The organism is Pseudomonas sp. GM_Psu_1, assembly GCF_026544185.1.
In the GTDB taxonomy this organism is placed as follows: Bacteria; Pseudomonadota; Gammaproteobacteria; order Pseudomonadales; family Pseudomonadaceae; genus Chryseomonas; species Chryseomonas oryzihabitans.
Window position 1 is genome coordinate 216,929 of sequence record NZ_JALNUX010000004.1, and the last position, 25,754, is coordinate 242,682.

24 protein-coding genes are annotated in these 25,754 nt (G+C 66.7%); 15 read left to right on the top strand and 9 right to left on the bottom strand.

Annotation, left to right across the window (positions count from 1 at the left end; genetic code table 11):
* Positions 1-15 precede the first annotated feature (15 nt).
* From OXS31_RS08460 to OXS31_RS08470, 3 genes are all read left to right on the top strand, one after another.
* The gene (locus OXS31_RS08460; protein ID WP_027598241.1) at positions 16-690 is read left to right on the top strand and encodes a response regulator; all 675 of its coding nucleotides are present in this window, start codon (positions 16-18) and stop codon (positions 688-690) included.
* Positions 687-2,063, top strand: coding sequence for an ATP-binding protein (locus tag OXS31_RS08465; RefSeq protein WP_027603078.1), 1,377 nt, complete (start codon positions 687-689; stop codon positions 2,061-2,063). Before OXS31_RS08460 ends, OXS31_RS08465 begins: the two co-directional genes overlap by 4 nt.
* 108 nt (positions 2,064-2,171) lie before the next feature.
* On the top strand, positions 2,172-2,786 hold the full coding sequence (locus OXS31_RS08470) for a glutathione S-transferase family protein (RefSeq protein ID WP_037007333.1): 615 nt from the start codon (positions 2,172-2,174) through the stop codon (positions 2,784-2,786).
* Between the two features lie 7 nt (positions 2,787-2,793).
* Here OXS31_RS08470 and OXS31_RS08475 read toward each other — a convergent pair whose 3' ends face one another.
* Complete coding sequence (locus tag OXS31_RS08475; RefSeq protein ID WP_267398681.1) at positions 2,794-4,050, bottom strand: HD-GYP domain-containing protein; 1,257 nt, start codon at positions 4,048-4,050, stop codon at positions 2,794-2,796.
* A gap of 106 nt (positions 4,051-4,156) precedes the next feature.
* On the opposite strand from OXS31_RS08475, the gene OXS31_RS08480 reads away from it, so the two are divergent.
* Positions 4,157-5,044 carry an acyltransferase gene (locus OXS31_RS08480; RefSeq protein ID WP_027598239.1) on the top strand — a complete coding sequence of 296 codons (888 nt, stop codon included), beginning with the start codon at positions 4,157-4,159 and terminating at the stop codon, positions 5,042-5,044.
* A 71-nt stretch (positions 5,045-5,115) separates the two neighbouring features.
* Complete coding sequence (mdtD, locus tag OXS31_RS08485; RefSeq protein WP_007161278.1) at positions 5,116-6,549, top strand: multidrug transporter subunit MdtD; 1,434 nt, start codon at positions 5,116-5,118, stop codon at positions 6,547-6,549.
* Between the two features lie 87 nt (positions 6,550-6,636).
* Here the strand turns inward: mdtD and OXS31_RS08490 are convergent, their stop codons facing one another.
* Positions 6,637-6,846, bottom strand: coding sequence for a cold-shock protein (locus tag OXS31_RS08490; RefSeq protein ID WP_007161279.1), 210 nt, complete (start codon positions 6,844-6,846; stop codon positions 6,637-6,639).
* Between the two features lie 408 nt (positions 6,847-7,254).
* Between OXS31_RS08490 and OXS31_RS08495 the strand changes: the two genes are divergently transcribed.
* The gene (locus tag OXS31_RS08495; RefSeq protein WP_027598238.1) at positions 7,255-7,947 is read left to right on the top strand and encodes an HAD family hydrolase; all 693 of its coding nucleotides are present in this window, start codon (positions 7,255-7,257) and stop codon (positions 7,945-7,947) included.
* 43 nt (positions 7,948-7,990) lie between these two features.
* Here the strand turns inward: OXS31_RS08495 and OXS31_RS08500 are convergent, their stop codons facing one another.
* Both OXS31_RS08500 and OXS31_RS08505 read right to left on the bottom strand, forming a co-directional pair.
* Positions 7,991-9,253, bottom strand: coding sequence for a saccharopine dehydrogenase NADP-binding domain-containing protein (locus tag OXS31_RS08500; RefSeq protein ID WP_150340029.1), 1,263 nt, complete (start codon positions 9,251-9,253; stop codon positions 7,991-7,993).
* Positions 9,254-9,491: 238 nt separating this feature from the next.
* A complete protein-coding gene (locus tag OXS31_RS08505; protein ID WP_027603073.1) occupies positions 9,492-10,985 on the bottom strand; it encodes a lipid II flippase MurJ in 1,494 nt (497 codons plus the stop codon).
* A 316-nt stretch (positions 10,986-11,301) separates the two neighbouring features.
* Between OXS31_RS08505 and OXS31_RS08510 the strand changes: the two genes are divergently transcribed.
* The 3 genes from OXS31_RS08510 to OXS31_RS08520 all read left to right on the top strand — a co-directional run bounded on the left by OXS31_RS08510 (position 11,302) and on the right by OXS31_RS08520 (position 14,928).
* Positions 11,302-11,556 (top strand): YebG family protein, encoded by a 255-nt coding sequence (locus tag OXS31_RS08510; protein WP_007161283.1) that lies wholly within the window; start codon positions 11,302-11,304, stop codon positions 11,554-11,556.
* A 56-nt stretch (positions 11,557-11,612) separates the two neighbouring features.
* Positions 11,613-12,566, top strand: a complete 954-nt coding sequence (locus OXS31_RS08515) for a nucleoside hydrolase (protein ID WP_267398688.1) — start codon at positions 11,613-11,615, stop codon at positions 12,564-12,566.
* Positions 12,567-12,717: 151 nt separating this feature from the next.
* Positions 12,718-14,928: a M48 family metallopeptidase gene (locus tag OXS31_RS08520; protein ID WP_267398689.1), complete on the top strand. Its 2,211-nt coding sequence runs from the start codon at positions 12,718-12,720 to the stop codon at positions 14,926-14,928.
* 58 nt (positions 14,929-14,986) lie between these two features.
* Here the strand turns inward: OXS31_RS08520 and fba are convergent, their stop codons facing one another.
* The 5 genes from fba to epd all read right to left on the bottom strand — a co-directional run bounded on the left by fba (position 14,987) and on the right by epd (position 18,927).
* Complete coding sequence (gene fba / locus OXS31_RS08525; protein WP_007161286.1) at positions 14,987-16,051, bottom strand: class II fructose-bisphosphate aldolase; 1,065 nt, start codon at positions 16,049-16,051, stop codon at positions 14,987-14,989.
* Between the two features lie 118 nt (positions 16,052-16,169).
* A complete protein-coding gene (locus tag OXS31_RS08530; protein WP_027598234.1) occupies positions 16,170-16,499 on the bottom strand; it encodes an MliC family protein in 330 nt (109 codons plus the stop codon).
* Positions 16,496-16,687 carry a hypothetical protein gene (locus tag OXS31_RS08535; protein WP_007161288.1) on the bottom strand — a complete coding sequence of 64 codons (192 nt, stop codon included), beginning with the start codon at positions 16,685-16,687 and terminating at the stop codon, positions 16,496-16,498. The genes OXS31_RS08530 and OXS31_RS08535 overlap by 4 nt, the downstream gene beginning before the upstream one ends.
* Before the next feature lie 5 nt (positions 16,688-16,692).
* Positions 16,693-17,856, bottom strand: a complete 1,164-nt coding sequence (locus tag OXS31_RS08540) for a phosphoglycerate kinase (protein ID WP_027598233.1) — start codon at positions 17,854-17,856, stop codon at positions 16,693-16,695.
* Positions 17,857-17,883: 27 nt separating this feature from the next.
* On the bottom strand, positions 17,884-18,927 hold the full coding sequence (gene epd / locus OXS31_RS08545; RefSeq protein ID WP_145249179.1) for an erythrose-4-phosphate dehydrogenase: 1,044 nt from the start codon (positions 18,925-18,927) through the stop codon (positions 17,884-17,886).
* A 464-nt stretch (positions 18,928-19,391) separates the two neighbouring features.
* On the opposite strand from epd, the gene nrdH reads away from it, so the two are divergent.
* The 6 genes from nrdH (at position 19,392) to OXS31_RS08575 (ending at position 25,715) form a co-directional block, all read left to right on the top strand.
* On the top strand, positions 19,392-19,616 hold the full coding sequence (gene nrdH, locus OXS31_RS08550) for a glutaredoxin-like protein NrdH (RefSeq protein ID WP_007161291.1): 225 nt from the start codon (positions 19,392-19,394) through the stop codon (positions 19,614-19,616).
* A gap of 10 nt (positions 19,617-19,626) precedes the next feature.
* Positions 19,627-20,031, top strand: a complete 405-nt coding sequence (gene nrdI / locus OXS31_RS08555; RefSeq protein WP_027598230.1) for a class Ib ribonucleoside-diphosphate reductase assembly flavoprotein NrdI — start codon at positions 19,627-19,629, stop codon at positions 20,029-20,031.
* Positions 20,013-22,154, top strand: coding sequence for a class 1b ribonucleoside-diphosphate reductase subunit alpha (gene nrdE, locus OXS31_RS08560; RefSeq protein WP_081737524.1), 2,142 nt, complete (start codon positions 20,013-20,015; stop codon positions 22,152-22,154). Before nrdI ends, nrdE begins: the two co-directional genes overlap by 19 nt.
* 10 nt (positions 22,155-22,164) lie before the next feature.
* A complete protein-coding gene (gene nrdF, locus OXS31_RS08565; RefSeq protein WP_284670313.1) occupies positions 22,165-23,145 on the top strand; it encodes a class 1b ribonucleoside-diphosphate reductase subunit beta in 981 nt (326 codons plus the stop codon).
* Positions 23,146-23,643: 498 nt separating this feature from the next.
* Positions 23,644-25,182 carry a DNA-3-methyladenine glycosylase 2 gene (locus OXS31_RS08570; RefSeq protein WP_267398691.1) on the top strand — a complete coding sequence of 513 codons (1,539 nt, stop codon included), beginning with the start codon at positions 23,644-23,646 and terminating at the stop codon, positions 25,180-25,182.
* Entirely contained in the window at positions 25,179-25,715 is a 537-nt protein-coding gene (locus OXS31_RS08575) for a methylated-DNA--[protein]-cysteine S-methyltransferase (RefSeq protein ID WP_145249174.1), read from the top strand. The genes OXS31_RS08570 and OXS31_RS08575 overlap by 4 nt, the downstream gene beginning before the upstream one ends.
* Positions 25,716-25,754: the final 39 nt, after the last annotated feature.

Consider the following 25,754-nt stretch of genomic DNA (forward strand, 5'->3'; position numbering starts at 1 on the left):
GCCTGGGAAAATCCGATGAGAATACTGCTGGCCGAAGACGACATGCTGCTGGGCGACGGCATCCGCGCCGGCCTGGCCCTGGAAGGCGATACCGTCGACTGGGTGACCGATGGCCAGGCCGCCCAGGCTGCGCTGGAAACCGATCCCTTCGATCTGGTGGTGCTCGACATCGGCCTGCCCCGCCGCTCGGGACTCGAGGTCCTGGCCGCGCTGCGTAAGCGCGGCGACGCCACCCCGGTGCTGATCCTCACCGCCCGCGACAAGGTCACCGACCGGGTCACCGGCCTGGACACCGGCGCCGACGACTACCTGACCAAACCCTTCGACCTGGACGAACTGCTCGCCCGGGTCCGCGCCCTCACCCGCCGCAGCGCCGGCCGGGCGCTGCCGCAACTGGAGCACAACGAGCTGCGGGTCGATCCGGCCACCCACCGGGTGACCCTGGCCGGCCAGCCGGTGGAGCTGGCACCGCGGGAATACGCCCTGCTGCGCCTGCTGCTGGAAAACATGGGCAAGGTGCTCTCGCGCAATCGCCTGGAGCAGGCGCTCTATGGCTGGGACGGTGACGTCGAGAGCAACGCCATCGAGGTCCATATCCATCACCTCAGACGCAAGCTCGGCACCAGCCTGATCCGCACCGTGCGCGGCATCGGCTACGGTATCGACCAGCCCGAGCGGCCGGCTCCATGACCGACGGCCCGGCCGTCTCGCTGCGCCGGCGGCTGCTGACGCTGCTGCTGTGCGGCATCTTCGCCTGCTGGCTGATCGCCGCCCTGGTGACCTACCAGCTGGTCCTGCGCCAGGTGAATCGCCTGGCCGACGAGGACATGCTCGACTTCGGCTCGGCCGCCCTGCACCTGGCCACCCTGGGCGAGGGCGGTGACCGCAGTCTGCCGCCCGCGGCCCGGGCCCTGGAGCGCAGCCGCACGGCCATCGCCGACCTGCCGCTGTTCAAGCGGCGCAACGCCCTGGGCTATCTGCTGCAGGCCGGCGACCAGCGCCTCGGCACCCCGGCGCCGCCGGCCGGCCTGGCCGACCAGCCGCCCGGCTTCAGCAGCCTGCTGGCCGAGGGGCAGCACTGGCGCGTGTTGCGGCTGAGCAGCGGCGAGGGGCGCATCTGGATCTACGAAAACCTGGCCGATCGCCGCGGCGCCACCAACCTGCTGCTGCTCGGCTCGCTGTTTCCCCTGGCCCTGGCCCTGCCGGTGCTGGCCGCCCTCATCTGGTTCGGCGTCACCCGCGGTCTGGAGCCCCTGCGCCAGCTGGCCGCGCAGATCAAGCAGCGCTCCGCCCAGCGCCTGGAGCCGTTACCGCTGAGCCGGGTGCCGCTGGAAGCCGCGGTCCTGGTGGAGGAGATCAACGCCCTGCTGGAACGCCTGGACGGGGCCCTGGAGGCGGAGCGCCGGCTGACCAGCGACGCCGCCCACGAGATCCGCACCCCCCTCGCCAGTCTGCTGACCCACACCCAGGTCGCCCTGAGGTCCAGCGATCCCCAGGCCCATGCCCGTGGCCTGGTGCAGGTGCGTCGCAGCGCCGAACGCATCAGCCAGCTGATGGAGCAGATCCTGCTCCTGGCGCGGCTGGACAGCGGCGCCCTGCAGGAGCAGTTCGTCCCCGTCCATCTCGGCCGGCTGGCGGCGGACACCCTGTCGGAACTCGCGCCCCTGGCCATCGAGAAGAACATCGACCTGGTGCTGGAGGATCAGGAGGTCAGGCTGTCGGGTATTCCCACCTGGCTGGGCGTGCTGCTCACCAACCTGGTCGGCAACGCCATCCGCTATACCCCCAGCGGCGGCCAGGTGCTGGTCCGGGTCGTCGAGGAGGTGCCCGGCCAGGTACGTATCGACGTCTGCGACAGCGGCCCCGGGGTCAGTCCGGAAGAACGGGCGGTGATCTTCACTCGTTTCTACCGCAGCGAGAGCGCTGGCCAGAACGTCGGCAGCGGCCTGGGGCTGCCCATCGTCAAGCGCATCGTCGAAATCCATGGCGGCAGCCTGCACCTGGGCGAAGGCCTGCAGGGACGCGGGCTGGGGGTATACGTCGAGCTACCCGGCCTGGCCTGATCCGGCCACCTACGACCAAGGCCATCTTTTACCCGGGACGGCCTAGGGCTTACAGTGCAGGGATTCGCCACAAGCGAATGCAGTCCTGCCTTCTGGAGAGCCCGGCCCATGTCCATGATCCTGTACCACACTCCCGCCTCGCCCTTCGGTCGCAAAGTCGTGGTGATGCTCCACGAGACGGACCTGATCGAGCAGGTGGAGGTGGAAATCGTCCAGCAGACGCCGCTCAACCCCAATCGCGACGTCCTCGATACCAACCCCGCCGGCAAGATTCCCGCCCTGCGCCTGGCCGATGGCACCTGCCTGCACGACAGCCGCGTCATCCTCGACTACCTGGATACCCTGCACGCGCGCACCCCGCTGATCCCGCGGCAGGGCCCGGAGCGCTGGCGGCGCCTGACCCTGGCCTCGCTGTGCGACGCCATGATGGAAGCCGCGGTGCAGATCCGCTACGAGAGCTTCATGCGCCCACCGGGCATGCAGTGGAAGCTCTGGCTGGACAACCAGCAGGAAAAGATCGCCCGGGCGCTGGACTACTTCGAGCGCGAGGCCATCGCCGAACTGGAGGGCGAATTCGACGTGGCCAGCCTGGGCATGGCCTGCCTGCTCGGCTATCTGGACTTCCGCATCCCCACCTGGGCCTGGCGCAGCGACTGTCCGCGCATCGCCGCCTGGTACGCCCGTACCGGCGAGCGGCCCTCGCTGCAGGCGACCCGCCCCTGAGCCGGCGCTAGGCCTGCTGCCAGAGCCGCTCCAGATTGCGAAAGCCCCACTCCTGCGGATCTTCCCGCCGCACGATGCGTTCGTCGGCGGGCGGCCGGGCGAGATCCAGCAACCGCTGCGGCAGCGGCGTGCGCGAACGCGCGGAAAAGAATACCCGCACCCGCGGGGTCAGCAGGCTGTCCGGGTGCTGCTCGACCACCACCGCCAGCTGCTCGTTGCTCAGCCGCACCAGGGAGCCGATCGGATAGATGCCCAGCGTCTTGACGAAGGCCTGGAACACCCGGGGATCGAAGTGCCCCTTCCACTCCGCCATGCGCCGGATCGCCTCGGCCGGACTCCAGGCGGTCTTGTAGGGCCGGGTCGAGGAGACGGCGTCATAGACGTCGCAGACCGCGGCGATGCGCGACAGCAGACTGATCTGGTTGCCGGCCAACCCATGGGGATAGCCGCTGCCATCGAATTTCTCGTGATGGTGCAGGCAGACGTCGATGACCTCCGCGGATGCGCCCCACTGCCGCAGCAGGGCGACGCCTTCCTCGGGATGCCGCCGCATCACGGCGAATTCGGCCTCGGTCAGCCTGCCCGGCTTGTTGAGCACCTCGACGGGGGTGCGCATCTTGCCCACGTCGTGCAGCAGACCGGCCTGACCGGCCAGCAGCACCTGCTCAGCCGGCAGGTCCATCTGCCGCGCCACCGCCGTCATCAGGGCGCAGACCGACACCGAATGGATGTAGGTATACTCGTCGACCGTGCGCAGCCGCGTCAGGCTGATCAGTGCCGTGGGGTGCCGCAACACCGACGCCGAGATCTGCTCGACCACGGTCGCCACTTCGCTCAGCTCGATGGCCTGGCCCAGGCGCACGTCCTGGAACAGCCGCGCCACCTCCTGCTTGGCGTGGGCGCTGACCGCCGACGCCTGCGCCATTTCCTGCGGACAACTGATGGCGGCGACCGGTGCGGTGCCCGTCTCCGGGGTCGGAGCGGCAGCGGGGAGCGCTTCGGGGGCAGCGACCGACGCGGCAACGGGCTCAGGGACCGCCACCGGTTCCAGGGCGGGCGAGCATTCGCTCGGGGACCGGCAATCCAGGCCCTTGGCGATATCGATCCACACCGCGGTCACCGCGCTGTCCTGGATCTTCTGCAGGTCGCGTGGCTCCTGCAGCAGGAAGCGCGCCTTCCAGAACGGATGGTCGATCCAGCTGCCTTCGAATTTGTGGATGTACATGCCGAGGCAGACCTCGGCACTGGTAACCTTTTTGAGCATGGCGTTCACTTCGCAGCGGATCGGCAGCAGCCATCCAGAGGCGGATGATCGCAAAATGCTATGTCACGCCAAAGACTATCGCCCCAAGTTCTAGACGAGAGAATCCATGCACCTCCTGACCGGTATCACCGTCTCTGCGCTGCTCCTGTTGAACACCCTGGTCATGATCGGTCCGCTACTGGTATTCGCCCTGATCAAGCTGCTGCCCCTTGTCGCGCTGCGCGACCTCTGCTCCCGGGTGGTCACCGCCATCGCCGAGACCTGGGCCGAGATCAACAAGGCCATCTTCGCCCGCCTCACCCCCACCGTCTGGGACATCCGCGGCACCGAGGCGCTCAGCCGTGACCGCTCCTACCTGGTCATCTGCAATCACCAGTCCTGGGTCGATATCCCCGCGCTCATCGAGACCTTCAACGGCAAGGTGCCCTATTTCAAGTTCTTCCTGAAGAAGGAGCTCATCTGGGTACCCTTCCTGGGGCTCGCCTGGTGGGCGCTGGACTACCCCTTCATGAAGAGATACACCCGCGCCCAGCTGGCCCGCCGCCCGGAACTCAAGGGCGCGGACCTGGCCATCACCCGCCGCGCCTGCGAGAAATTCCGCCGCCAGCCGGTGACCATCGTCAACTACCTGGAAGGCACCCGCTTCACCGCCGCCAAGCATGCGGAGCAGCAGTCGCCCTATCGCCACCTGCTCAAGCCCAAGGCCGGCGGCATGGCCTTCGTCCTCGCCGCCATGGGCGAGCAGCTGGACACCCTGCTGGACGTCACCCTGGTCTATCCCGACGGTCGCGTGCCCGGCTTCTGGGACCTGCTCTGCGGACGAGTCAAACGCGTTATCATCGATATTCGCGCGCGACCTCTGGATCCGGCGCGCTGGGCGGGTGACTACAGTGAAGATGCGGAATTTCGCGCAGGCTTCCAGCAGTGGGTCAGCACGCTCTGGGCAGAGAAGGACCAGCGGATCGAGGCGCTGCTAGATTCCCGCTCGCGCTGAAGGAGCGGGGCACCCTGCCGCCGCCAGACAGTCAGAGAGCGGGTAGTCGGCTGTCTCGACAAGGACCTCCCATGCCCTCCCCGACCCTGGATACCACCACGGCCCGCTGGCTTCCCTGGCTGATCGCCGTGGCCTTCTTCATGCAGTCGCTGGACGCGACCATCGTCAACACCGCCCTGCCGCGCATGGCCGCCGACCTCGGCGAGAATCCGCTGCGCATGCAGGGGGTGGTGATCGCCTACCTGCTCACTGTCGCGCTGCTGATTCCCGCCTCGGGCTGGATTTCCGATCGCTTCGGCAGTCGCCGCGTCTTCTTCACCGCCATCGCCCTCTTCACCTTTGGCTCGCTGCTCTGCGCCCTGGCGCCCAGCCTCAACCTGCTGATCGCCGCCCGGGTCATCCAGGGCCTCGGCGGTTCGCTGATGCTGCCGGTGGGGCGCCTGGTGATCCTGCGCGTCTATCCGCGCAGCGAGCTGGTCCGCATCCTCAGCTTCATCACCATTCCCGGCCTGATCGGCCCTCTGGCCGGCCCGGCCCTGGGTGGCTGGTTGGTGGAAGCCGTGTCCTGGCACTGGATCTTCCTGATCAACCTGCCAGTGGGCATCCTCGGCTGCCTGGCCACCCGCCGCCTGCTGCCGGATCTGCGCAGCCCCCTGCCGCAACGCTTCGACGGCCTGGGCTTCCTGCTCTTCGGCACTTCCATGATCCTCATCAGCATCGCCCTGGAAGGCCTCGGCGAATTGCACCTGCCCCATGTGCGGGTGGTGCTGTTGCTGATGGCCGGCATGGCATGCATGGTGGCCTACTGGCTGCGCGCCCTGCACCACGACCAGCCACTGTTCTCCGCCGAGCTGTTTCGCATCCGCAGCTTCGCGGTGGGCATCTTCGGCAATCTCTTCGCCCGCCTCGGCAGCGGCGCCCTGCCCTTTCTCATCCCGCTGCTGTTCCAGGTGGGCCTCGGCTACTCGCCGACCCAGGCCGGCCTGCTGATGATGCCCCTGGCGCTGTCGGCGATGCTGGCCAAGCCCATCGCCGGTCCGCTGATCGGGCGCCTCGGCTATCGCCGCCTGCTGGTGGGCAACACCCTGCTACTGGGTTGCCTGATCGCCAGCCTCGCCCTGATCGGTCCCTCGACGCCCTTCGTCTGGCTGCTCATCCACCTCGGCATCCTCGGCGCGGTGAATTCCATGCAGTTCACCGCCATGAACACCATTACCCTCATCGACCTGCACGACCAGCAGGCGGCCAGCGGCAACAGCCTGCTGTCGGTGGTGATGCAACTGGCCATGAGCTTTGGCGTGGCCTGTGCGGCCGCCCTGCTGGGCGGTTTCCAGGACGACTATGGCGACACCGAGGTGCTGTCCGCCTTTCGCGCGACCTTTCTCTGCGTCGGCGCGCTCTCGATGCTGGCGGCGGCGATCTTCTTGCAGGCCTCGCGGGAGACCGGGCGCCGGGTCAAGCCGCTGGCGGCCGAACCGGAAAAGAGCGCGCAGAACGTCGAGTGAAGCGGGCTATAGCACCGCTCGACACGCCATAAACGAAAAACCCCGGCCTGGCCGGGGTTTTTCGTGAGCTTCGGGCGACGTCAGGTGTCAGATGACCTGTACGTGCTCTGCCTGCATGCCCTTCTGGCCTTGCACGACTTCGAAGCTGACCTTCTGGCCTTCAGCCAGGGTCTTGAAACCTTTGCCTTCGATTGCGCGGAAGTGAACGAACACGTCCGGACCGCTCTCGGGAGTAATGAAGCCGTAGCCTTTGGTTTCGTTGAACCATTTGACGGTGCCGTTCTGACGATTCGACATGACGGGTGTTGCTCCTTGGAATAACGGGTTTGTTATGACAGGTGCTGGCGCGGCAGCGCGTTGCATAGACCAGGCACCCGGTACTGAGTTGCAAGGAGTAACAAGAATCGAGCAGCAAGGGGTGGACGGAAAGCCTACCGCCTCAGGTCACGATCGACGGCGACCCAAGCAAACACAGTTCTCGAACTCTACGCCATATTTTTCTGGAAAGCGATTACCCTCCGGAGACCGAAATCGTTTTTGACAAGAGGTAATTTGTCGCGCCATGCAAGGTACTGTGGAGCCGGTTTTCGACCACTCGGACAGCGGCGCAAACCCTCGCCAGTCCTGCTTCCGCGCTTCTTTCCCGCCGTTTCGAATGGCCCGGGCCCACGGCCCGACCATGAAATCCCCCTGCAAGGAATACCGATGAACGTCACCCCTGTGGAACTGCTGATCAGCGATTGCGATGGCGTGCTGGTCGACAGCGAAATCCTCGCCGAACGCGTCGTCCTCGACGGCCTGGCCGCCCATGCACCGCGCGCCGAACTCGAAGCCCTGCTGCACGGGACCTTTGGCCTGACCACCCGGGACATCTTCGCCCTGGTCGAGCAGCGCTTCGGTATCACCCTGCCGCCCGCGCTGTTCAGCGACCTGCGCACCCAGGCGGAAACGCTGATCTCCACCAGCGTGGAAGCCATTCCCGGGGTGAAGCGTGCCCTGGAGAGCATCGACCTGCCACTGGCGGTCGCCTCCAACAGCCTCAGGCACAGCGTCGAATCCTCGGTCCGCCGGGCCGATCTGGTCGAGCGGGTGGCGGGCCATATCTTCAGTGCCGATATGGTGGCCCAGCCCAAGCCGGCACCCGATGTCTACCTCCTGGCCGCCAGGACGATGGGCGTCGCGCCGGAGCGCTGCCTGGTGATCGAGGACAGCGCCACCGGCGTGCGCGCGGCGCTGGCGGCCGGCATGCGCGTCATCGGCTTTACCGGCGCCAGCCACATTCCGCCCAGCCATGGCGAGACCCTGAGCGCGCTGGGCGTGACCGCGCTGATCGCGCACATGGACGAACTCCCCGCGACCGTCGCCCGCCTCCGCGCCGCCGCCAGCGGCGGGCAATAGAAAAGGGGCCCTCAGGGCCCCTTCGCGTTCCGCCTCGGCGAAATCAGGACAGGACCGCACCCACCGCCTTGGGCAGCGCGACCGGTGCCAGGTCGCCGCTGGCGTTCCAGGCCGACTCGCTCAGCTGGGTTTCCAGCAGCTGGCGATGGATCGCCTCGCGATGCTGTTGCAGGACGATGTCCAGGGCGCGGCTGGGGGTCAGTTCGACGTCGTCGAAGGTGACGATCTGACCCGGCTCCAGGGCGCGCTTGAGCACGCTGTGCTTGAGCAGGCCGATCGGCAGGTGATCCGGGCACTCGGCGATCTTGACCGCTTCGCCGCGCACGCTGTAGCCACCGATGCCGCGCTCGATGACGTCGCCGGCCGCCATGGGCTTCTTCATGATGGCGGCCACGCTCAGGGTCGGCGTGGTGGAGTTGTTGAGCAGGATCTTGCCGCCGGCGATGACGCGTCTCAGGGTCTTGCCGACCTCCAGGGAGCACAGGTGGAAGGGGCGTACCAGCACGTAGTACGGGCCCTTGCCCAGCTTGAAGTACTCGATGGCACCGGCCTGGTCTTCGTCATGGCGACCGACCACGAAGACGCCACCGGCGGAGTAGCCGCTGGGGATCACGTAGTCGACGATGGGCTGGCCCAGTTGCTCGGCCATCTGCGCGAGGATGTTGGCGCTGTCCTGCAGGTTGGTCGAATTCAGGCCTTCCAGCCCCTGGCGGGTGATGGTGGCGCCATAGTTGTTACCGACCACCACCTGCTCGATCTGCACCTTGGTGCCGTCGGTGAAGGAGGTGGTCTGGTCGACGCTGGTGCCCTGGCGCGCGGACCAGTAGGCCATGTCTTCCGGCGTCGGGTTGTGGTTCAGATAGCCCTTCATGTTGCCGTAGACCAGCGGCTTGAAGCCCATCTGCACGGCCTCTTCGTGCAGCGCCGCCAGCGAACCCGGCTGATCGCCCTCGGCCTCGGTCAGGAAACCCTTGCCGGCCAGGTAGGAACCGGTCGTCACCTGCAGTTCGGCATTGATGGTGACCACCTTGATGCCGGCTTCGAAGGCGCGCTCGATGATCTCGGTGCCGTGGTAGGGGTCGCCGCTGCACTCCACCAGCAGGTCGCAATGATCGATGAGATCCGCCACCGACTGGGTGAGCGCCTCGGTCAGCGGATAGTCGGTGACCGTGGCGATGGGCCGGCGGGTCAGGACGCGGGTCACGGTCATGTCGTCATAGTGACGGCTGATGAGCCGGGCCAGGCAGCGCGAGATCATGCCGGTACCGACGATGCCGATACGGGTGACAGGGGATTGGGAGGACATAGGATCGATTCCTTTCAAAGAGAATGTCGGTAGCGAGCAAAGCCACCATGCGAAGTGCCGACCCCAACTACATGTCCGATCTCTTGCAAATGGAAAAAAGCTTCCATCAGAAATTCTTTGACTGGGATCAATCTTTCCGTGCGACTCGAAGCCAAATCAAAAATTCATGACTTCGTAACAGATAGCGACCAATGGCTGCAGATCGCCACCTTTTTCCTTGCCGTCCAGCGACGGCCGTTCAACTCGTCGGTTCAGCGCGCCCCGTGCCCGAGTCACCGCGCGCCCAATAGCCGCGGCGGAACAGGTCACGTTCGCCCAGGACCAGCAACAGCACCAGGAAGCCCAGCATGGCCACGCTGACGCTGACGATCAGCTCCAGCAGGCCGACCGGCTTGGGCAACAGGAAACTCAGCAGGGCCACTGCGCTGCCCGCGCTGAACCAGCGCAGCAGCAGCGACAGGTGCAGGCCGGCCAGGGAGTGGCGATAGAGCGCCAGCGCCATGAATACCGCCTGCAGGAAGGCTCCGGTGGTAAAGGAGTAGGCCAGTCCCTGGGCACCGAATGGCCGATAGACAACAGCGTCCAGGGCCACGGTGATGAAGGAGCTGGCCAGGGTGGCGTAGAGGAAGGTGCGGGCGCGTTGCTGCGACAGCAGCGCACGCCCCCACAGCAGGGCCAGCCCCATCCAGGGCAGGCCCAGGGCATAGGCCACCACCAGGGTGGCGGTCGCCGCGCTCTGCTCGGCGCCAAAGGCCCCGCGCTCCAGCAGCACCTTGACCACCGGCTCCGAGTAGCTGAACAGCACCACGGCGGCCGGCACCAGGAACAGCAGGGTCCCGAGCAGCGCCTTGCGCATCAGCGCGCTGTACTTGTCGGCATTGCCCTCGTTCCAGCTGCGGGTCAGCTCGGGAAAGATCATCGCCAGGATGGACAGCGCATAGAGCGTCAGCGGAATGGTCACGATGCGGTAGGAGAAGGACAGCATGGTGATGTTGCCCTCCGCCAGCAGCGAGGCGAAGAAACGCTCCGCCAGCATGCAACCCTGCTGGGCGCCGGCGGCGAGCAGCACGGGAGCGAAGGTCACGGCGAAGGGACTGCCTTCGGGCTTCTCGAAGGCCACCGAGCGCTCGCCGAGATAGCCCAGGCGGCGGTGCTGGATGACGATCAGCAGCACCTGGGGCAGCAGCATGCCGGTGAACAGCGCGATACCGCTCGGCTGCAGGATGACGATGGCCAGGATGGCGCCCAGATTGAGCATCAGGGTGCGGGTCATCGGCAGAATGAAGATGCGATCGAGGTTGAGCAGCGCGCCCTGGCAATAGAGGACGGCCTGCACGCAGATCAGCAGGGTACCGACGGCGAAGACCAGCTTGCCGGTCTCGACCTGCTCGTCGCTCCAGCCCGGCGCCAGGGCATGCATCAGCCAGGGACTGGCGAGGACGCCGATCACCGACAACAGCAGGCCGAACAGGCCGATGCGCCAGTACAGCCAGCGACCGACCTGCTCGTACTGGGCGTTGCAGCGGTCGCGGATGCGTTGCAGATAGGGAATCATGGCATCGCGCAGGGCGAGGCCGAAGAAGCTCTCGAAGAACACCGGCAGGATGAGCGCGACAAAGATCAGGTCGGCTTCCCAGCTCACGCCGAATTGGCGGGCGATCAGCAGGTCGCGCAGGAACCCCAGCAGAAAGCTGGCGACCGTGATGGCCAGGATGATGAGGGTCGAACTCACGCCCGCACCTCGATCGACCCAGACGGGCCAAGCGCGGCAATAAGCGGACGGATAAAGATGGCAGGCATTGGCGGTCTCGTTCCGTGAGCCGGAGGTGATCCGGATAGAGGCGGGCAGTGATGCCCGTTTGGTCCAGACTCAGAGACCAGCTTCCGCGCTTAAGTTTCCCGAGGCAAATCTGGAGACACGCAGAAATGTCGAACGATTGGCAAATTGCCATGAGTGACCGAAGGCTGACCGCCGAGCGGTAGTCCTTGCAATCCCGCGGCAAGCCAACTACTGTATATATAACCAGATACAGAATACGAGGTGACGCATGGCCGTCGAAGTGTTGTATCGCAGCAGCCGAGATCCGGAGCGCCTGTTCATGGATAAAGCCGAAGCCGATCGTCACGACAAGATGTTGGAGCTGGCCGAGTCGCTCGCCAGCGTATTGGACAAGGCCGTACCCGGTCTTGCCGAGAAGCAGTGCGAAGACCTAGGGCTGTTCATGGCCCGCAATCGCGAGGTCTTCGCCCGGGCGTTTCGCAACCAGCCGGATGCCCTGGGCGAGTTGGACCTGCCCAGCTAGCAAGGGGCGCTGCCCCTCGGGTAGCCTGGGAAGAGATCTGAGCCGGAGAAAGCCTCTTGTCCCTTCCCATCATCTTCGATACCGATCCTGGCGTGGACGACGCCCAGGCCATCGCCCTGCTGTTTGCCGATCCCGCCTTCGAGGTGATCGGGCTTACCACCACCTTCGGCAATGTGCCGGTCACCACGGCGACCCGCAACGCCCTGCTGCTCACTGAACTGGCCGGCCGGGACACGCCCGTCGCGGCCGGGGTGGCCGAGCCCCTGGTCAAGCCGGCCGGCAACCACGCGCTGCACGTGCATGGCCAGGATGGCCTGGGCAACCAGCAGTTGCCCGCGCCGAGCCAGACACCCCACGCCCTGGATGCGGCGCGCTTCATTGTCGAGCAGACCCGCCTGCGACCTGGCGAGATCACCCTGGTGGCGGTCGGGCCGCTGGGCAACCTGGCCCTCGCCCTGGCGCTGGATCCCACGGTCGCCGAGCGCGTCCGCGAGGTGGTGGTGATGGGCGGCGCCATCGTCGAGCCGGGCAACGTCACGCCGGTGGCCGAAGCCAACATCTTTTCCGATCCCCATGCCGCGGCACGGGTCTTCGCCGCTCCCTGGCCGCTGACCCTGGTCGGCCTCGATGCCACCCACCGCGCCGTGCTCGATCCGCCCCGCCTGCAGCGCATCGCGGCGCGCCAGGGCGCCCTCGGCGAGGTGCTCGCCCGCAGCTATGACTTCTATGCGGACTTCTACCGCAGCGTGAAGGACATCGACGGCTGCCATCCCCACGACAGCTGCGCCCTCGCCTATCTGCGCCGCCCCGAGCTGTTCCACACCGCTCGCGGTCACCTCAGCGTCGGCACCGAAGGCCTGGCGGAAGGCCAGACCTTTTTCGCCCCCGAGGGGCGCGCCTACCTGGACGGGCGCTGGTCCGGCAATCCGCTGGTCACGGTCTGCCTGGGCATGGATGGCGCCGCCATGGTGGCCTGGATGGAAGAGGTCCTGACCGCAGCGGAGCGGTAATCGGTCACGAATCCGCCAGAAGGGCGTGCCAGAGCGGCCCGGGGCCGCGCAACTGAGAGCCATGCACGCAACGCGATTGCAGCAGTGAGGTAGAAAGCCGCTCTGGATTTCTACCTACCGCCCCGGCGGACGACTGCGCAAAGGATTGCCCATGGCTCGCTACGATCTCCTGCTCAGCGGCAGCTGCCGCGACGATGTTTCCCCCGACACCCTGAGGATCAGCCTGCTCTATCAGCTCAAGCTGGCACCGGAGCAGGTGGAGCGCCTGCTGCCCCCGGCCAGGGGTGTCCTCAAGCGGGATCTGGCCAGCGCGCAAGCCCACGAATGGGTCGAGCGGCTGCGGGATACGGGACTGGATGTCCATCTGGTCGAACGCCAGGAATCCACCCCCGTCGCCCAGGACCTCGATCTGCAGGCGCGTCTGGCCGCGTTGCAGGCAGCGGGCCTGCCGCGCCCGGCCTTCTCCCTGGGTGAGCGCCTGCAACTGCTGGCGGCCGTGCTCCTCGGCCTGACGCTCAGCGTGCTCTATCTGCTGCCGGGCCTGGCCGGATTGCTGCTGGCGATCTGTGCCCTGGCGGCCTTCATCACTCTGCTGCACCAGGATATCGTCGTCGCCTGTGGCCTGGCCCTGCCGCTGGCCGGCCTGGGCGCCTGGCTGGCCCTGGGCTTTCTGGCGCCGCGCCCGGGCCGAGGCACAGAAGCCGCCGCCGAACGGCCGCTGACGCCAGCCCAGGAGCCGGCGCTGCACTCGCTGATCGCAGCGCTCTGCCAGGCCATGGGGGTCTGCCCGCCTCGGCGCCTGCTGCTGACAGCGGAGGTCGACAACCGCTTCGCGGTCAGGACCCGGACGCTGCGCCTGGGTCTGCCGCTGATGACGGCCCTCACCCGCGATCAGTACCTGGCCAGCCTCGCCCATGTGCTGGGGCACCAGGTGAGCGGTCTGGATCGTCTGGGGGGCGCCCTGCTCAATGCCTGCCTCGCGCAACTGGAACGCCTCGGCCAGGCGGCGTCCCGAGGGCTCCTCGCCCGCGTCGCCCGTGGCTGGGCCCGCCTGCTCTTTGCCAGCGGCCAGCGCCTCACCCACACCGCCAGCCAGCGCCGGGAAGCCCGCGCCGATCATTACCAGGTCCTGCTGGGCGGCAGCGCGGCCTTTCGCACAACGGCGCGCCAGACGCGCCTGGCCCAGCAGGCCTGGCGTGAAGCCAGACGGCGCAGCCTGACGGCACCCGCGGCCCAGGGCCTGGTCGGCAATCTGCTGGAGTTGCACGCGGCCCTGCTGGCTCGCCAGACGCTCTCCCCCACGCCGACCTCCGCCAGCAGCCGCTACTGGGGTCGTCATCCGGCGGATCGGCAGCGGATCGCCTGGGCCGAGCGGCATCCGCTCCCCGGACTGCTGGACGACCGGCGCCCTGCCAGTGCCCTGCTGGAGCAGCCCGATGCGCATGGCCGCGCCCTGACCCTGCTGGTCCATCGCCTGGCCGGCCGCCAGCCCGAGGCGGAGCCAGCGGCCACGGTGGCCACGCTGGTTCCGGAACCGGTCCAGGACAGTGACACGGACCTGCAGCGCTGGAGTGGCCATGCCTGGCCCGATTGCCCCTGGCTACCCCTGCACCTGCCGCTGGAGCGGACCACCCGCGCCCTTGAGGCAGACACTGTCCGCGAACGCATCCTGCTGCTGGCCGCCGGCACTGCGGACGCCTGGCAGGAAGCGGAAAAGCAAAGCCAGCGGCGCTGCCTGCTGGCCTTCTACGAAGAGCTGCACAGTCATGGACTGGCCCACGTCGTTCACGGCGAAGGGGCGTTCAACCAGGAGCACTTGCAGGAGTATCGGGCCATCGATACCTGGCAGACCGCCGCGCGCCAGCAGTTGCTGGCCGTGGCGCCGCTCTATCGGCAGCGCATCGAACGGGCCCTGGCCCAGCGTCTGCCCGGCCAGGAGCAGGCTGCCGAGCTCTATCGGCTGCTGCTCACCCTGGCCGAGCGCTATCCGGACGTGGAGCGCCTGCGCGAGGCGCGCCTGCTGGTGAAGGAATACCGCACCCTGCAGCGGCGACCGCAGGGCCCCAGTCAGATCAATGCCCTGTGCGAATTCGCCAAGCAGGATTATCGACGCCGGGTCGCGGACTGGCTGGCCTGCGACCTGCCCCTGCCTCCCGCCATCGCCACGGTCAGCCTGGGCGACTACCTGCAGCGTCACTGCCCCCGGCTCGATCTCGCCGAGGATTCCCTCTCCGCGGTCTATCGCCACAGCGCGGAGCTGCTGCCTGCGCTCAACACCCTGCACCAGCGTCTCTGGCTGCTCCTCGCCCGCGCCTGCCTGGCCGCCGAAGCCGATCAGGTGTCGCTGCAACAAAGCGCCTGAGCCTGACTGCGGGCCATAAAAAAAGGCCCCATACGGGGCCTTTTCCTGCAGCGCGGGATCAGTTGACCTTGGGATCCAGCTCGCCGCGGGCATAGCGCTCGAACATGGCGTCCAGGGAGATCGGCTTGATCTTGGAGGCCTGGCCGGCGGTGCCGAAGGCTTCGTAACGGGCGATGCAGACGTCGCGCATGGCGGTGACGGTCTTGGCCAGGTACTTGCGCGGGTCGAACTCGCTACGGTTCTTGGCCATGAACTCGCGGATGGCACCGGTGGAGGCCAGACGCAGGTCGGTGTCGATGTTGACCTTGCGGACCCCGTACTTGATGCCTTCGACGATCTCCTCGACCGGCACGCCGTAGGTTTCCTTGATGTCGCCACCGTACTCGTTGATGATCTTCAGCCACTCCTGGGGCACCGAGCTGGAGCCGTGCATGACCAGATGAGTGTCCGGGATACGCGCATGGATTTCCTTGATGCGCTGGATCGACAGGGTGTCCCCGGTCGGCGGCTTGGTGAACTTGTAGGCGCCGTGGCTGGTGCCGATGGCGATGGCCAGGGCGTCGACCTTGGTGGCCTTGACGAACTGGGCGGCTTCTTCCGGATCGGTCAGCAGCTGGCTGTGATCCAGGGTGCCTTCGGCGCCCACGCCGTCTTCTTCACCGGCCATGCCGGTTTCCAGGCTGCCCAGGCAGCCCAGCTCGCCTTCCACGGACACGCCGCAGGCATGGGCGAAGGCCACGGTCTGCTGGGTGACGCGCACGTTGTAGTCGTAGTCGGACGGCGTCTTGCCGTCGGCCATCAGCGAGCCGTCCATCATCACCGAGGAGAAGCCCAGCTGGATGGAGCGCTGGCAGACGTCGGGGCTGGTGCCGTGGTCCTGGTGCATGACCACCGGGATGTGCGGGAATTCTTCCACCGCGGCCAGGATCAGGTGACGCAGGAAGGGAGCGCCGGCGTACTTGCGGGCACCGGCGGAGGCCTGAACGATGACCGGCGAATCGGTCTTGTCGGCGGCTTCCATGATGGCGCGCATCTGCTCGAGGTTGTTGACGTTGAAGGCCGGGACGCCGTAGCCGAATTCGGCGGCGTGATCCAGCAGCTGACGCATGCTGACGAGTGCCATTGGTGATTATCTCCCTACAAAGGCGGTGGTGGCGCCAGCCTGCATGAGCGGCTGGCAGGGTTCAAGCGGCCGACCCCTGGCCGCCCTGGATTAATCGGTTCAGCTGACATTCGCCGCTTCAAGGCGTCCGGCAGCCGCGGCCGATGAGGTCGTTGTTGGCGATCCAGTAGACGAGTCCCTGGTCGCCGCGGATATGCAAAGCCACCAGCCCGTCGGTATAGGACTGGCCATCGGTGGCCGGTTCGCGGTTGAGATGGCGGATCAGCCCATCGCCTTCCAGCTTGAGGTCGACGATGGACTGGCTGCGATCCACATAGCGCCAGTCGAAGGCCGCCTTGGAATCACAGACCCAGTGGGTCCAGCCGCCCGTCTGCTGCGCGCCGCGACCGGCACAGCCGGTCAGCACGGCGAGACCCAGCAGACCGAGGGCGAGCGTGCGCCCCTTCACTGGGCGCAACCGCTGGCAGGACGGCTGGCGTTGCCATTGAGCGTATCGACCCGCTCGCCATTCTGCGCCGTGGGCGTGGCGGCTGCCGCCGGTGGCGGCGCGAACACCGCGCAGGCCTTGTCGGCATTGCCACCGGCGCAACCGGCCAGCATCAGGACAGCGGAACAGACGAGCAGCGGCGTACGCATGGCGATTACTCCTGGGCGCGTTGCTGGAGGACTTCGACGGCCGGCAGGACCTTGCCCTCGACGAATTCGAGGAAGGCGCCGCCACCGGTGGAGATATAGGAGACCTTCTCGCCGATGCCGTACTTGTCGATGGCGGCCAGGGTGTCGCCACCCCCGGCGATGGAGAAGGCGTCGCTGTCGGCGATGGCCTGGGCCAGGGTGCGGGTGCCTTCGCCGAACTGGTCGAATTCGAAGACGCCCACCGGACCGTTCCAGAGGATGGTCTTGGCCGACTTGAGCAGGTCGGCGAATTGCTGGGCGCTGACCGGGCCGATGTCGAGGATCATGTCGTCGTCGGCCACGTCGTTGATCGACTTGGTAGTGGCCTGGGCGGTCTCGGCGAATTCCTTGGCGACCACCACGTCCACCGGCAGCGGCACGCTGACCTTGGCGGCGATGGCCTTGGCGGTGTCCACCAGATCGGCTTCGTACAGCGACTTGCCAACCTTGTAGCCGGCCGCGGCGAGGAAGGTGTTGGCGATGCCGCCGCCGACGATCAGCTGGTCGCAGATCTGCGCCAGGGAGTTGAGCACGTCCAGCTTGGTGGAGACCTTGGAGCCGGCGACGATGGCGGCCATCGGGCGGGCGGGATTGCCCAGCGCCTTGCCCAGGGCATCCAGCTCGGCGGCCAGCAGCGGACCGGCCGCCGCGACCTTGGCGAACTTGGCCACGCCATGGGTCGAACCCTCGGCGCGGTGGGCGGTGCCGAAGGCGTCCATGACGAAGATGTCGCACAGGGCGGCGTATTTCTTCGCCAGCTCATCGGCGTTCTTTTTCTCGCCCGCGTTGAAGCGCACGTTCTCCAGCAGCACCAGCTGACCCGGCTCGACCTGGACGCCGTCCAGGTAGTCCTTCACCAGGGGCACCTCGCGGCCCAGGGCCTTGCTCAGGTAGGCCGCGACCGGGGCCAGGCTGTTTTCCTCGCTGAACTCGCCCTCGGTGGGACGACCCAGGTGCGAGCAGACGATCACCGCAGCACCCTTTTCCAGGGCCAGCTTGAGGGTCGGCAGGGCGGCGACCAGGCGGGCATCGCTCTTGATCTGGCCTTCCTTCACCGGAACGTTGAGGTCTTCGCGAATCAGGACTCGCTTACCCTTCAGATCGAGGTCGCTCATTTTCAACACGGACATACAGGCAATCCCTTAGTTGTGCTTGTTTCAGGTGGGCTTGGCGATGCGCAGCCAATGGCCGGCGACGTCGAGCATGCGGTTGGCGAAGCCCCATTCGTTGTCGAACCACACCAGCAGATTGACCAGCCGGGGGCCGGAAACGCGGGTCTGGCTGCCATCGACGATGGCGGAATGGGGATCGTGGTTGAAATCGCAGGAGGCGTGGGGCAACTCGGTGTAGTCGATCAGCCCGGCCAGGGGACCGCTCTGGGCGGCGTCACGCAACAGGGTGTTGAGCGCCGGCGCCGTGGTGTCGCGGCCGACGATGCAGGTGATGTCCAGGCAGGAGACGTTGACCGTGGGTACGCGCACGGCGCGGGCCTGGATGCGCCCGCTCAGTTCCGGCAGCAGGCGTTCGATGCCGCGCGCCAGGCCGGTCGCCACCGGGATGATCGACTGGAACGCCGATCGCGTCCGCCGCAGATCTTCGGCATGGTAGGCGTCGATCACGGGCTGGTCGTTCATGGCCGAGTGGATCGTGGTGATGGAGACGTACTCCAGACCCAGGGTCTCGTGCAAAAGTTTCAGCACCGGGACGCTGCAATTGGTGGTGCAGGACGCATTCGAGACCAGCGTCTCGTCACCGCGCAGGGCCTGCTGGTTGACGCCATAGACCACGGTGGCGTCGACGTCGGTCTCGCTGACCATGGGCTGGGAGAACAGCACCCGCGGCGCACCGGCGGCGAGAAAGCGCCCGGCCTCGGCACGGGTGCTGAAGGCGCCGGAGCATTCCAGCACCAGATCGACGTCCAGTGCGCGCCAGTCCACCCGCTCGGGCTCCGCCTCGCGACGGATCTCCAGGGCCTGGTCGCCGATGCGCAGGCGTTCGCCGTCCAGCGCCACCCGCCCGGGAAAGCGGCCATGGGTGGAGTCGAAGCGGGTCAGGTATTCGAGACTGGGCCGGTCGGCCAGGTCGTTGAGGGCGACGATGGCGAGCTCGGTCGCCGCACCGCGCTCGTGCAAGGCACGCAACACGCAACGACCGATGCGACCGTAGCCGTTGAGAGCGAGGCGATAGCGAGCGGAACTCATGCGTGAACGGACTCGGGCGCAAGCGAAAGGCCGATTATGCGGCGGTTCGACGACGAATGGGAGTCGCGAGCGTAGTCCGGTCGACTTTCGCACTACAAAAAGGCGCTCTCCTTGGCAGACAGGAAAGAAATCCACCCTCTGGCCAGGCGCCCCTGCCGCAGCCACGGCGTCTGGCGGTCTGCAGGGAGAGGTCCGCAGGTAGCCCCAGGGGCGGAGGGACTACCTGGTTCAGCGGCCATGGCCTGACTGAAATCGTCATCCAGGCGTGATAGAGCAGAGCCATGACCCAGATCAAAATCCCCACTTGTTGTGGTGTAGAAATTCAAAAACACCATATGTAGTATCTGGACCGAACTTGAGACCCAAGTCGAACTCAAAGGAAAGGACCCGCGCCGCCCCGGCAGAGCCCGGCTGGCGACAGGCTTTTTCCTTTGAGTTCGCCCCACTACGGACAGGAGTCAGCCATGACCATCACCATCTACAGCAAGCCCGCCTGCGTGCAGTGCAACGCCACCTATCGCGCCCTGGATCGCCAGGGCATCGCCTACCAGGTGGTGGACATCGAGCAGGACGCCAAGGCGCGCCAGACCGTGGAATCCCTGGGCTATCGCCAGGTACCGGTAGTGGTGGCCGGTGACGACCACTGGGCCGGCTTCCGCCCGGACAAGCTCGGCCAACTGGTGGCCTGAGGCCAGAGCCATGGGCGAGCTGCTGTATTTCTCCAGCACCTCGGAGAACACCCACAGATTCGTCGAGAAACTCGGACTGCCGGCGCGGCGTATCCCCCAGGATCCCGCCGCCGAACCGCTCAAGGCCCGCGAGCCCTACATCCTGGTCTTGCCCACCTATGGCGGCGGCGGCAGCAAGGGCGCGGTGCCCAAGCCGGTCATCCACTTTCTCAACGATCCGCACAATCGTGCCCTGATCCGCGGCGTCATCGCCGCCGGCAACACCAACTTCGGCGAGGGCTACTGCCTGGGCGGACGCATCGTCGCCCAGAAATGCGCGGTACCCCTGCTCTATCAATTCGAATTGCTCGGCACGACGGAAGACGTCGACCGGGTGAGAACGGGAGTGAACGACTTTTGGCAACGTCAGGCCTGACCCCGACCGGCAGCGAGGCGGACTACCACGCGCTCAACGCCATGCTCAATCTCTACGGTCCCAACGGCGAGTTGCAGCTGGACAAGGATCGCCAGGCGGCGCGCCAGTACTTTCTGCAGCACGTCAACCAGAACACCGTGTTCTTCCATAACCTGGACGAGAAACTCGGCTATCTGGTGGACAAGGGCTACTACGAGGCGGCGGTGCTGGAGCAATACGCGCCGGTCTTCGTCAAGGCGCTGTTCGAGCGTGCCTACGCCTACAAATTCCGCTTCCAGAGCTTCCTGGGCGCCTTCAAGTACTACACCAGCTATACCCTCAAGACCTTCGATGGCCAGCGCTACCTGGAGCGCTACGAGGATCGGGTGTGCATGGTCGCCCTGAGTCTGGCCCGTGGTGACGAGGGCCTGGCCGAGTCGCTGGTGGACGAGATGATCAGCGGGCGCTTCCAGCCGGCCACCCCGACCTTCCTCAACGCCGGCAAGCGCCAGCGCGGCGAGTTGGTGTCCTGCTTCCTGCTCCGCATCGAAGACAATATGGAGTCCATCGGCCGCGCGGTGAATTCGGCGCTGCAGCTGTCCAAGCGTGGCGGTGGCGTGGCCTTCCTGCTGAGCAACGTGCGCGAGGTCGGGGCGCCGATCAAGCGCATCGAGAACCAGTCTTCCGGCATCATCCCGATCATGAAACTGCTGGAAGACGCCTTCTCCTACGCCAACCAGCTGGGTTCGCGCCAGGGCGCCGGGGCCGTCTATCTCAATGCCCACCACCCGGACATCCTGAGATTCCTCGACACCAAGCGCGAGAACGCCGACGAGAAGATCCGCATCAAGACCCTGTCCCTTGGCGTGGTCATCCCGGACATCACCTTCGAGCTGGCCAAGCGCAACGCCGACATGTACCTGTTCTCGCCCTACGACGTGGAACGGGTCTATGGCGTGCCCTTCGCCGACATCAGCGTGAGTGACAAGTACGCGGAGATGGTGGCCGATGCGCGCATCCGCAAGCGCAAGATCAACGCCCGGGAATTCTTCCAGACCCTGGCGGAGATCCAGTTCGAATCCGGCTATCCGTACCTGATGTTCGAAGACACGGTGAATCGCGCCAATCCCATCGCCGGGCGCATCAACATGAGCAACCTCTGCTCGGAGATCCTCCAGGTCAACACCCCCAGCCGCTTCGACGAAGACCTGGGCTACGAGCATGTCGGCCAGGACATTTCCTGCAACCTGGGCTCGCTGAACATCGCCCGCACCATGGATTCGCCGGATCTGGGCCGCACCGTGGAAACCGCCATCCGCGGCCTCACGGCGGTCTCGGAAATGAGCGACATTCGCTGCGTACCCTCGGTGGCCGCCGGCAACGCCGCCTCCCACGCCATCGGCCTGGGGCAGATGAATCTGCACGGTTACCTGGCCCGCGAGCACATCCACTACGGCTCGGCCGAAGGCCTGGATTTCACCAATCTGTACTTCTACACCGTCACCTACCATGCGGTGCGCGCCTCCAATCGCCTGGCCATCGAGCGCGGCCAGAGCTTCCAGGGCTTCGCCGATTCCAAGTACGCCAGCGGCGAGTATTTCGATCAGTACACCGAGGGCGACTTCACCCCGCGCACCCCGCGGGTGGCCGAGTTGTTCGAGGTGGCCGGCATCCGCCTGCCGACCCGCGCGGACTGGCAGGAACTCAAGGCCTCGGTGATGGCGCACGGGCTGTTCAACCGCAACCTCCAGGCCATCCCGCCGACCGGCTCGATCTCCTACATCAACCACTCCACCTCGAGCATCCACCCCATCGTCGCCAAGGTGGAGATCCGCAAGGAAGGCAAGCTGGGCCGCGTCTACTACCCGGCGCCCTACCTGGCCGACGACAACCAGGAGTTCTACCAGGACGCCTACGAGATCGGCCCGGAAAAGATCATCGACACCTATGCCGAGGCCACCCGCCATGTCGACCAGGGACTGTCGCTGACGCTGTTCTTCCGCGACACCGCCACCACCCGCGACATCAACCGGGCGCAGATCTACGCCTGGAAGAAGGGCATCAAGACGCTCTATTACATCCGCCTGCGCCAGGCCGCCCTGGAAGGCACCGAGGTGCAGGGCTGCGTGTCCTGCAGCCTGTGAGGAAAAGGTCATGAATGCAGCTATGAACGCCCCGCGCCTGAATCGCATCAACGCCATCAACTGGAACCGCATCCAGGACGAGAAGGACCTGGAAGTGTGGAATCGCCTGACCGGCAACTTCTGGCTGCCGGAAAAGATCCCGCTGTCCAACGACATCCCCTCCTGGGCGACCCTGACGCCCAAGGAACAGCAGCTGACCATCCGCGTCTTCACCGGCCTGACCCTGCTGGACACCATCCAGAACGCCGTGGGCGCGCCGACCCTGCTGGCCGATGCCGTCACCCCCCACGAGGAAGCGGTGATCGCCAACATCGGCTTCATGGAAGCCGTGCATGCGCGCTCCTACAGCTCGATCTTCTCCACCCTCTGCTCGACGCCGGACGTGGACGAGGCCTATCGCTGGAGCGAGGAGAATCCCTATCTGCAGACCAAGGCCGACCTGATCCTCGCGCGCTACCACGCCGAGGACCCGTTGCTGCGCAAGGTGGCCAGCGTCTTCCTGGAGTCCTTCCTGTTCTATTCGGGCTTCTACCTGCCGATGTACTGGTCCAGCCGCGCCAAGCTGACCAACACCGCCGACCTGATCCGCCTGATCATTCGCGACGAGGCGGTGCACGGTTACTACATCGGCTACAAATTCCAGCAGGCCCTGGCCAAGGAAAGCCCGGAGCGTCGCCAGCAGGTCAAGGACTTCGCCTACGAGCTGCTGCAGGATCTCTACGACAACGAGGTGGCCTACACCGAGGACCTCTACGACAGCGTCGGCTGGAGCGAGGACGTGAAGAAATTTCTTCACTACAACGCCAACAAGGCGCTGATGAATCTGGGCTTCGAAGCCCTGTTCCCCAGCAGCATGACCGACGTCAGCCCGGCGATCCTCGCCGCCCTGTCGCCCAGCGCCGACGAGAACCACGACTTCTTCTCCGGCTCGGGTTCGTCCTATGTCATCGGCAAGGCGGTCAGCACCGAGGACGAGGATTGGGATTTCTGAGCCAGCCTCCTGCTTCGTCAAGCACCCTCTTCCTCCGAAAGAGGGTTGGGATGAGGCCGCCCCGGGCGACGAAGCCCTCAGTGGAAAAGGCTGCGCCGTTTTCCACGCTACGGTGCTGAGCCGGCCGCCTGCTCCGACAAGCCCCCTCTCCCCCTGGGAGAGGGTTGGGGTGAGGGTGCCCCTCGCGACGAAGCTCTTGTGGAAAAGACTGCGCCGTTTTCCTCGCTACGACGCTGAACCGGCCTGCTCCGGCAAGCCCCCTCTCCCCCTGGGAGAGGGTTGGGGTGAGGGTGCCGCTCGCGACGAAGCCCAAGTGGAAAAGGCTGCGCCGTTTTCCACGCCACGACGCTAGTAATACGGCTTGTCGCGGCCATGGGCCGCTCCTACAGGGCAGTGCTACTTTTGTAGGAGCGGCCCATGGCCGCGATAACTCTCTACCTCAGCGGTCCCGTCCGAAAACGGCCAGTCACCCCTCCCCGGCGGTGCTAACCTGCCGCCATGAACGCCTTTCCCGATATTCCCGCCTTCGAACGCGCCCGCCTGGCGCGGGATCCGCGCTTCGACGGCCTGTTCTACACCGCGGTGCTCACCACCGGCATCTACTGCCGGCCAGTGTGCCCGGCGCAACCGCCGCGTCCGGAAAACGTCAGCTACTACCCCAGCGCCGCAGCCGCCGAGGCCGCGGGCTATCGCCCCTGCCTGAGATGCCGCCCGGAGCTCTCCCCCGCCGGCGGCCACTGGCAACGCGGCGACGCCACCCTGGCACGGGCCCTGCGACTGATGGACGAAGGCCTGGACGACGGCGGCCTGCCCGCCCTCGCCGCCCGCCTCGACCTCAGCGAACGCCAGTTGCGCCGGCTGTTCGTCGAGCGCCTTGGCGCCGCGCCCCTGGCGGTGCTCACCACCCGCCGACTGCTGTTCGCCAAGCAATTGCTCAGCGAGACCCGGCTGCCCATCACCGAGGTGGCCCTGGCCGCCGGCTTCGGCAGTCTCAGACGCTTCAACACCGCCTTTCGCGATGCCTACGACCTGGCCCCCAGTCAGGTGCGCAAGGGTCAGGCCGCGTCTTCGCCGGTGCTGGTCCTGCGCCTGGCCTATCGTCCGCCCTACGACTTCGCCGCCCAGCTGGATTTTCTCCGCGGCCACGCCCTGCCCGGTGTCGAGGTGCTGGACGACACCAGCTACGCCCGGGTGATCGGCACCCCCGAACAGCCCGGCTGGCTGCGCGTCTCGGCCTGGGACGCCGACACGCCGGCGCTGCGCCTGGAATTGCACGGTGCCGCCCCTGGAGAGCTGCAAGCGGCGGTGGCGCGTATTCGCCGCATGTTCGATCTGGACGCCGATCCCGAAGCCATCGCCCAGGGTCTGGCGGTCGATCCGACCCTGGCCGAACTGGTGGCGCGCCGCCCGGGCCTGCGCCTGCCCAGTGGCTGGGACGGCTTCGAGATCGCCGTGCGCGCCGTCATCGGCCAGCAGGTCAGCGTGGTGGCGGCCACCACCATGACCGCCCGGGTGGTGCAGCGCTTCGGTCGTCCCTGGGGCGAGCCTGGTCACGAGGCCAGTCGGCCGCCAGCCGGTCTGCATCACTTCTTTCCCACGGTGGATGCCCTGGCCGATGCCGCCCTGGAAGACCTCACCGGCCTCGGCCTGATCCGCGCCCGCGCCGGCACCCTCGGCACCGTGGCCCGGGCCTTGCGCGCCGGCGAGGTGGACTTCGACACCGGGCGCACCCTGGACGATTTCGCCCGGCGCTGGATCGCGCTCAAGGGCATAGGGCCCTGGACCGCCCAGTACATCGCCCTGCGTGCCCTGGCCCATCCCGATGCCTGCCCGGTGGAAGACCTGGTGCTGCAGAAGCGGCTGGCGCCGCCCGGCGAGCGCCTGACCGCCAAGGCCCTGTACGCCCGCGCCGAAGCCTGGCGGCCCTGGCGTGCCTACGGGGTGATGCAGGTCTGGCGGGAAGCCACCTGGAAGGCGCCCGCCGACGCCCCCGCCGAACCCGTTCCCACCCGTCTCGCCAAGGAGTCGCCCCGATGATCGCCTACTGCCTGCTGGACAGCCCCATAGGTACGCTCACCCTGGCCGCCGACGACAGTGGCCTGCGCGTGGTGGAGTTTCCCGAGAATCGCTACCTGGCCAAGCGTGACGCCAGCTGGAGCGCTGCCGATCACCCGATCCTCGACCTGGCTTGCGTGCAGCTGGGCGAATACTTCGCCGGGCAGCGCCAGACCTTCGAGCTGCCCCTGGCACCGCGCGGCACCCCCTTCCAGCTGGCGGTCTGGCAGGCCCTGGCGGAGATCCCCCATGGCCGGACCTGGAGCTATGGTCAACTCGCCAGCCATCTCGGCCGACCCCAGGCGATGCGCGCGGTGGGCGCCGCCAACGGGCGCAATCCGCTGCCCATCGTGCTGCCCTGCCACCGGGTGATAGGGGCGTCCGGCGCCCTGACCGGCTTTGGCGGCGGCCTGCCGACCAAGCAATTCCTGCTGGAACTGGAAGGCGCACTGCCGCCGCCGCGGGATCTCTTCGCCGCCTCCCAGCCTGGCACTGCGCCAGAATCTGCCTGTTAAAAGGCTCTAGAATGCACCTTTCGGCGCTTGAGCCGGTGC

Excerpts from the sequence above, each read along its gene's own strand:
- OXS31_RS08460 (WP_027598241.1), top strand. The coding sequence starts at position 16 with ATGAGAATACTGCTGGCCGAAGACGACATGCTGCTGGGCGACGGCATC.
- mdtD (WP_007161278.1), top strand. The coding sequence starts at position 5,116 with ATGCCCTCCCCGACCCTGGATACCACCACGGCCCGCTGGCTTCCCTGG.
- OXS31_RS08495 (WP_027598238.1), top strand. The coding sequence starts at position 7,255 with ATGAACGTCACCCCTGTGGAACTGCTGATCAGCGATTGCGATGGCGTG.
- fba (WP_007161286.1), bottom strand. The coding sequence starts at position 16,051 with ATGGCACTCGTCAGCATGCGTCAGCTGCTGGATCACGCCGCCGAATTC.
- nrdH (WP_007161291.1), top strand. The coding sequence starts at position 19,392 with ATGACCATCACCATCTACAGCAAGCCCGCCTGCGTGCAGTGCAACGCC.
- OXS31_RS08475 (WP_267398681.1), bottom strand. The coding sequence starts at position 4,050 with ATGCTCAAAAAGGTTACCAGTGCCGAGGTCTGCCTCGGCATGTACATC.
- OXS31_RS08535 (WP_007161288.1), bottom strand. The coding sequence starts at position 16,687 with ATGCGTACGCCGCTGCTCGTCTGTTCCGCTGTCCTGATGCTGGCCGGT.
- OXS31_RS08500 (WP_150340029.1), bottom strand. The coding sequence starts at position 9,253 with ATGTCCTCCCAATCCCCTGTCACCCGTATCGGCATCGTCGGTACCGGC.
- nrdI (WP_027598230.1), top strand. The coding sequence starts at position 19,627 with ATGGGCGAGCTGCTGTATTTCTCCAGCACCTCGGAGAACACCCACAGA.
- OXS31_RS08540 (WP_027598233.1), bottom strand. The coding sequence starts at position 17,856 with ATGTCCGTGTTGAAAATGAGCGACCTCGATCTGAAGGGTAAGCGAGTC.
- epd (WP_145249179.1), bottom strand. The coding sequence starts at position 18,927 with ATGAGTTCCGCTCGCTATCGCCTCGCTCTCAACGGCTACGGTCGCATC.
- OXS31_RS08470 (WP_037007333.1), top strand. The coding sequence starts at position 2,172 with ATGTCCATGATCCTGTACCACACTCCCGCCTCGCCCTTCGGTCGCAAA.
- OXS31_RS08490 (WP_007161279.1), bottom strand. The coding sequence starts at position 6,846 with ATGTCGAATCGTCAGAACGGCACCGTCAAATGGTTCAACGAAACCAAA.
- nrdF (WP_284670313.1), top strand. The coding sequence starts at position 22,165 with ATGAATGCAGCTATGAACGCCCCGCGCCTGAATCGCATCAACGCCATC.
- OXS31_RS08480 (WP_027598239.1), top strand. The coding sequence starts at position 4,157 with ATGCACCTCCTGACCGGTATCACCGTCTCTGCGCTGCTCCTGTTGAAC.
- OXS31_RS08465 (WP_027603078.1), top strand. The coding sequence starts at position 687 with ATGACCGACGGCCCGGCCGTCTCGCTGCGCCGGCGGCTGCTGACGCTG.
- OXS31_RS08520 (WP_267398689.1), top strand. The coding sequence starts at position 12,718 with ATGGCTCGCTACGATCTCCTGCTCAGCGGCAGCTGCCGCGACGATGTT.
- OXS31_RS08510 (WP_007161283.1), top strand. The coding sequence starts at position 11,302 with ATGGCCGTCGAAGTGTTGTATCGCAGCAGCCGAGATCCGGAGCGCCTG.
- OXS31_RS08575 (WP_145249174.1), top strand. The coding sequence starts at position 25,179 with ATGATCGCCTACTGCCTGCTGGACAGCCCCATAGGTACGCTCACCCTG.
- OXS31_RS08570 (WP_267398691.1), top strand. The coding sequence starts at position 23,644 with ATGAACGCCTTTCCCGATATTCCCGCCTTCGAACGCGCCCGCCTGGCG.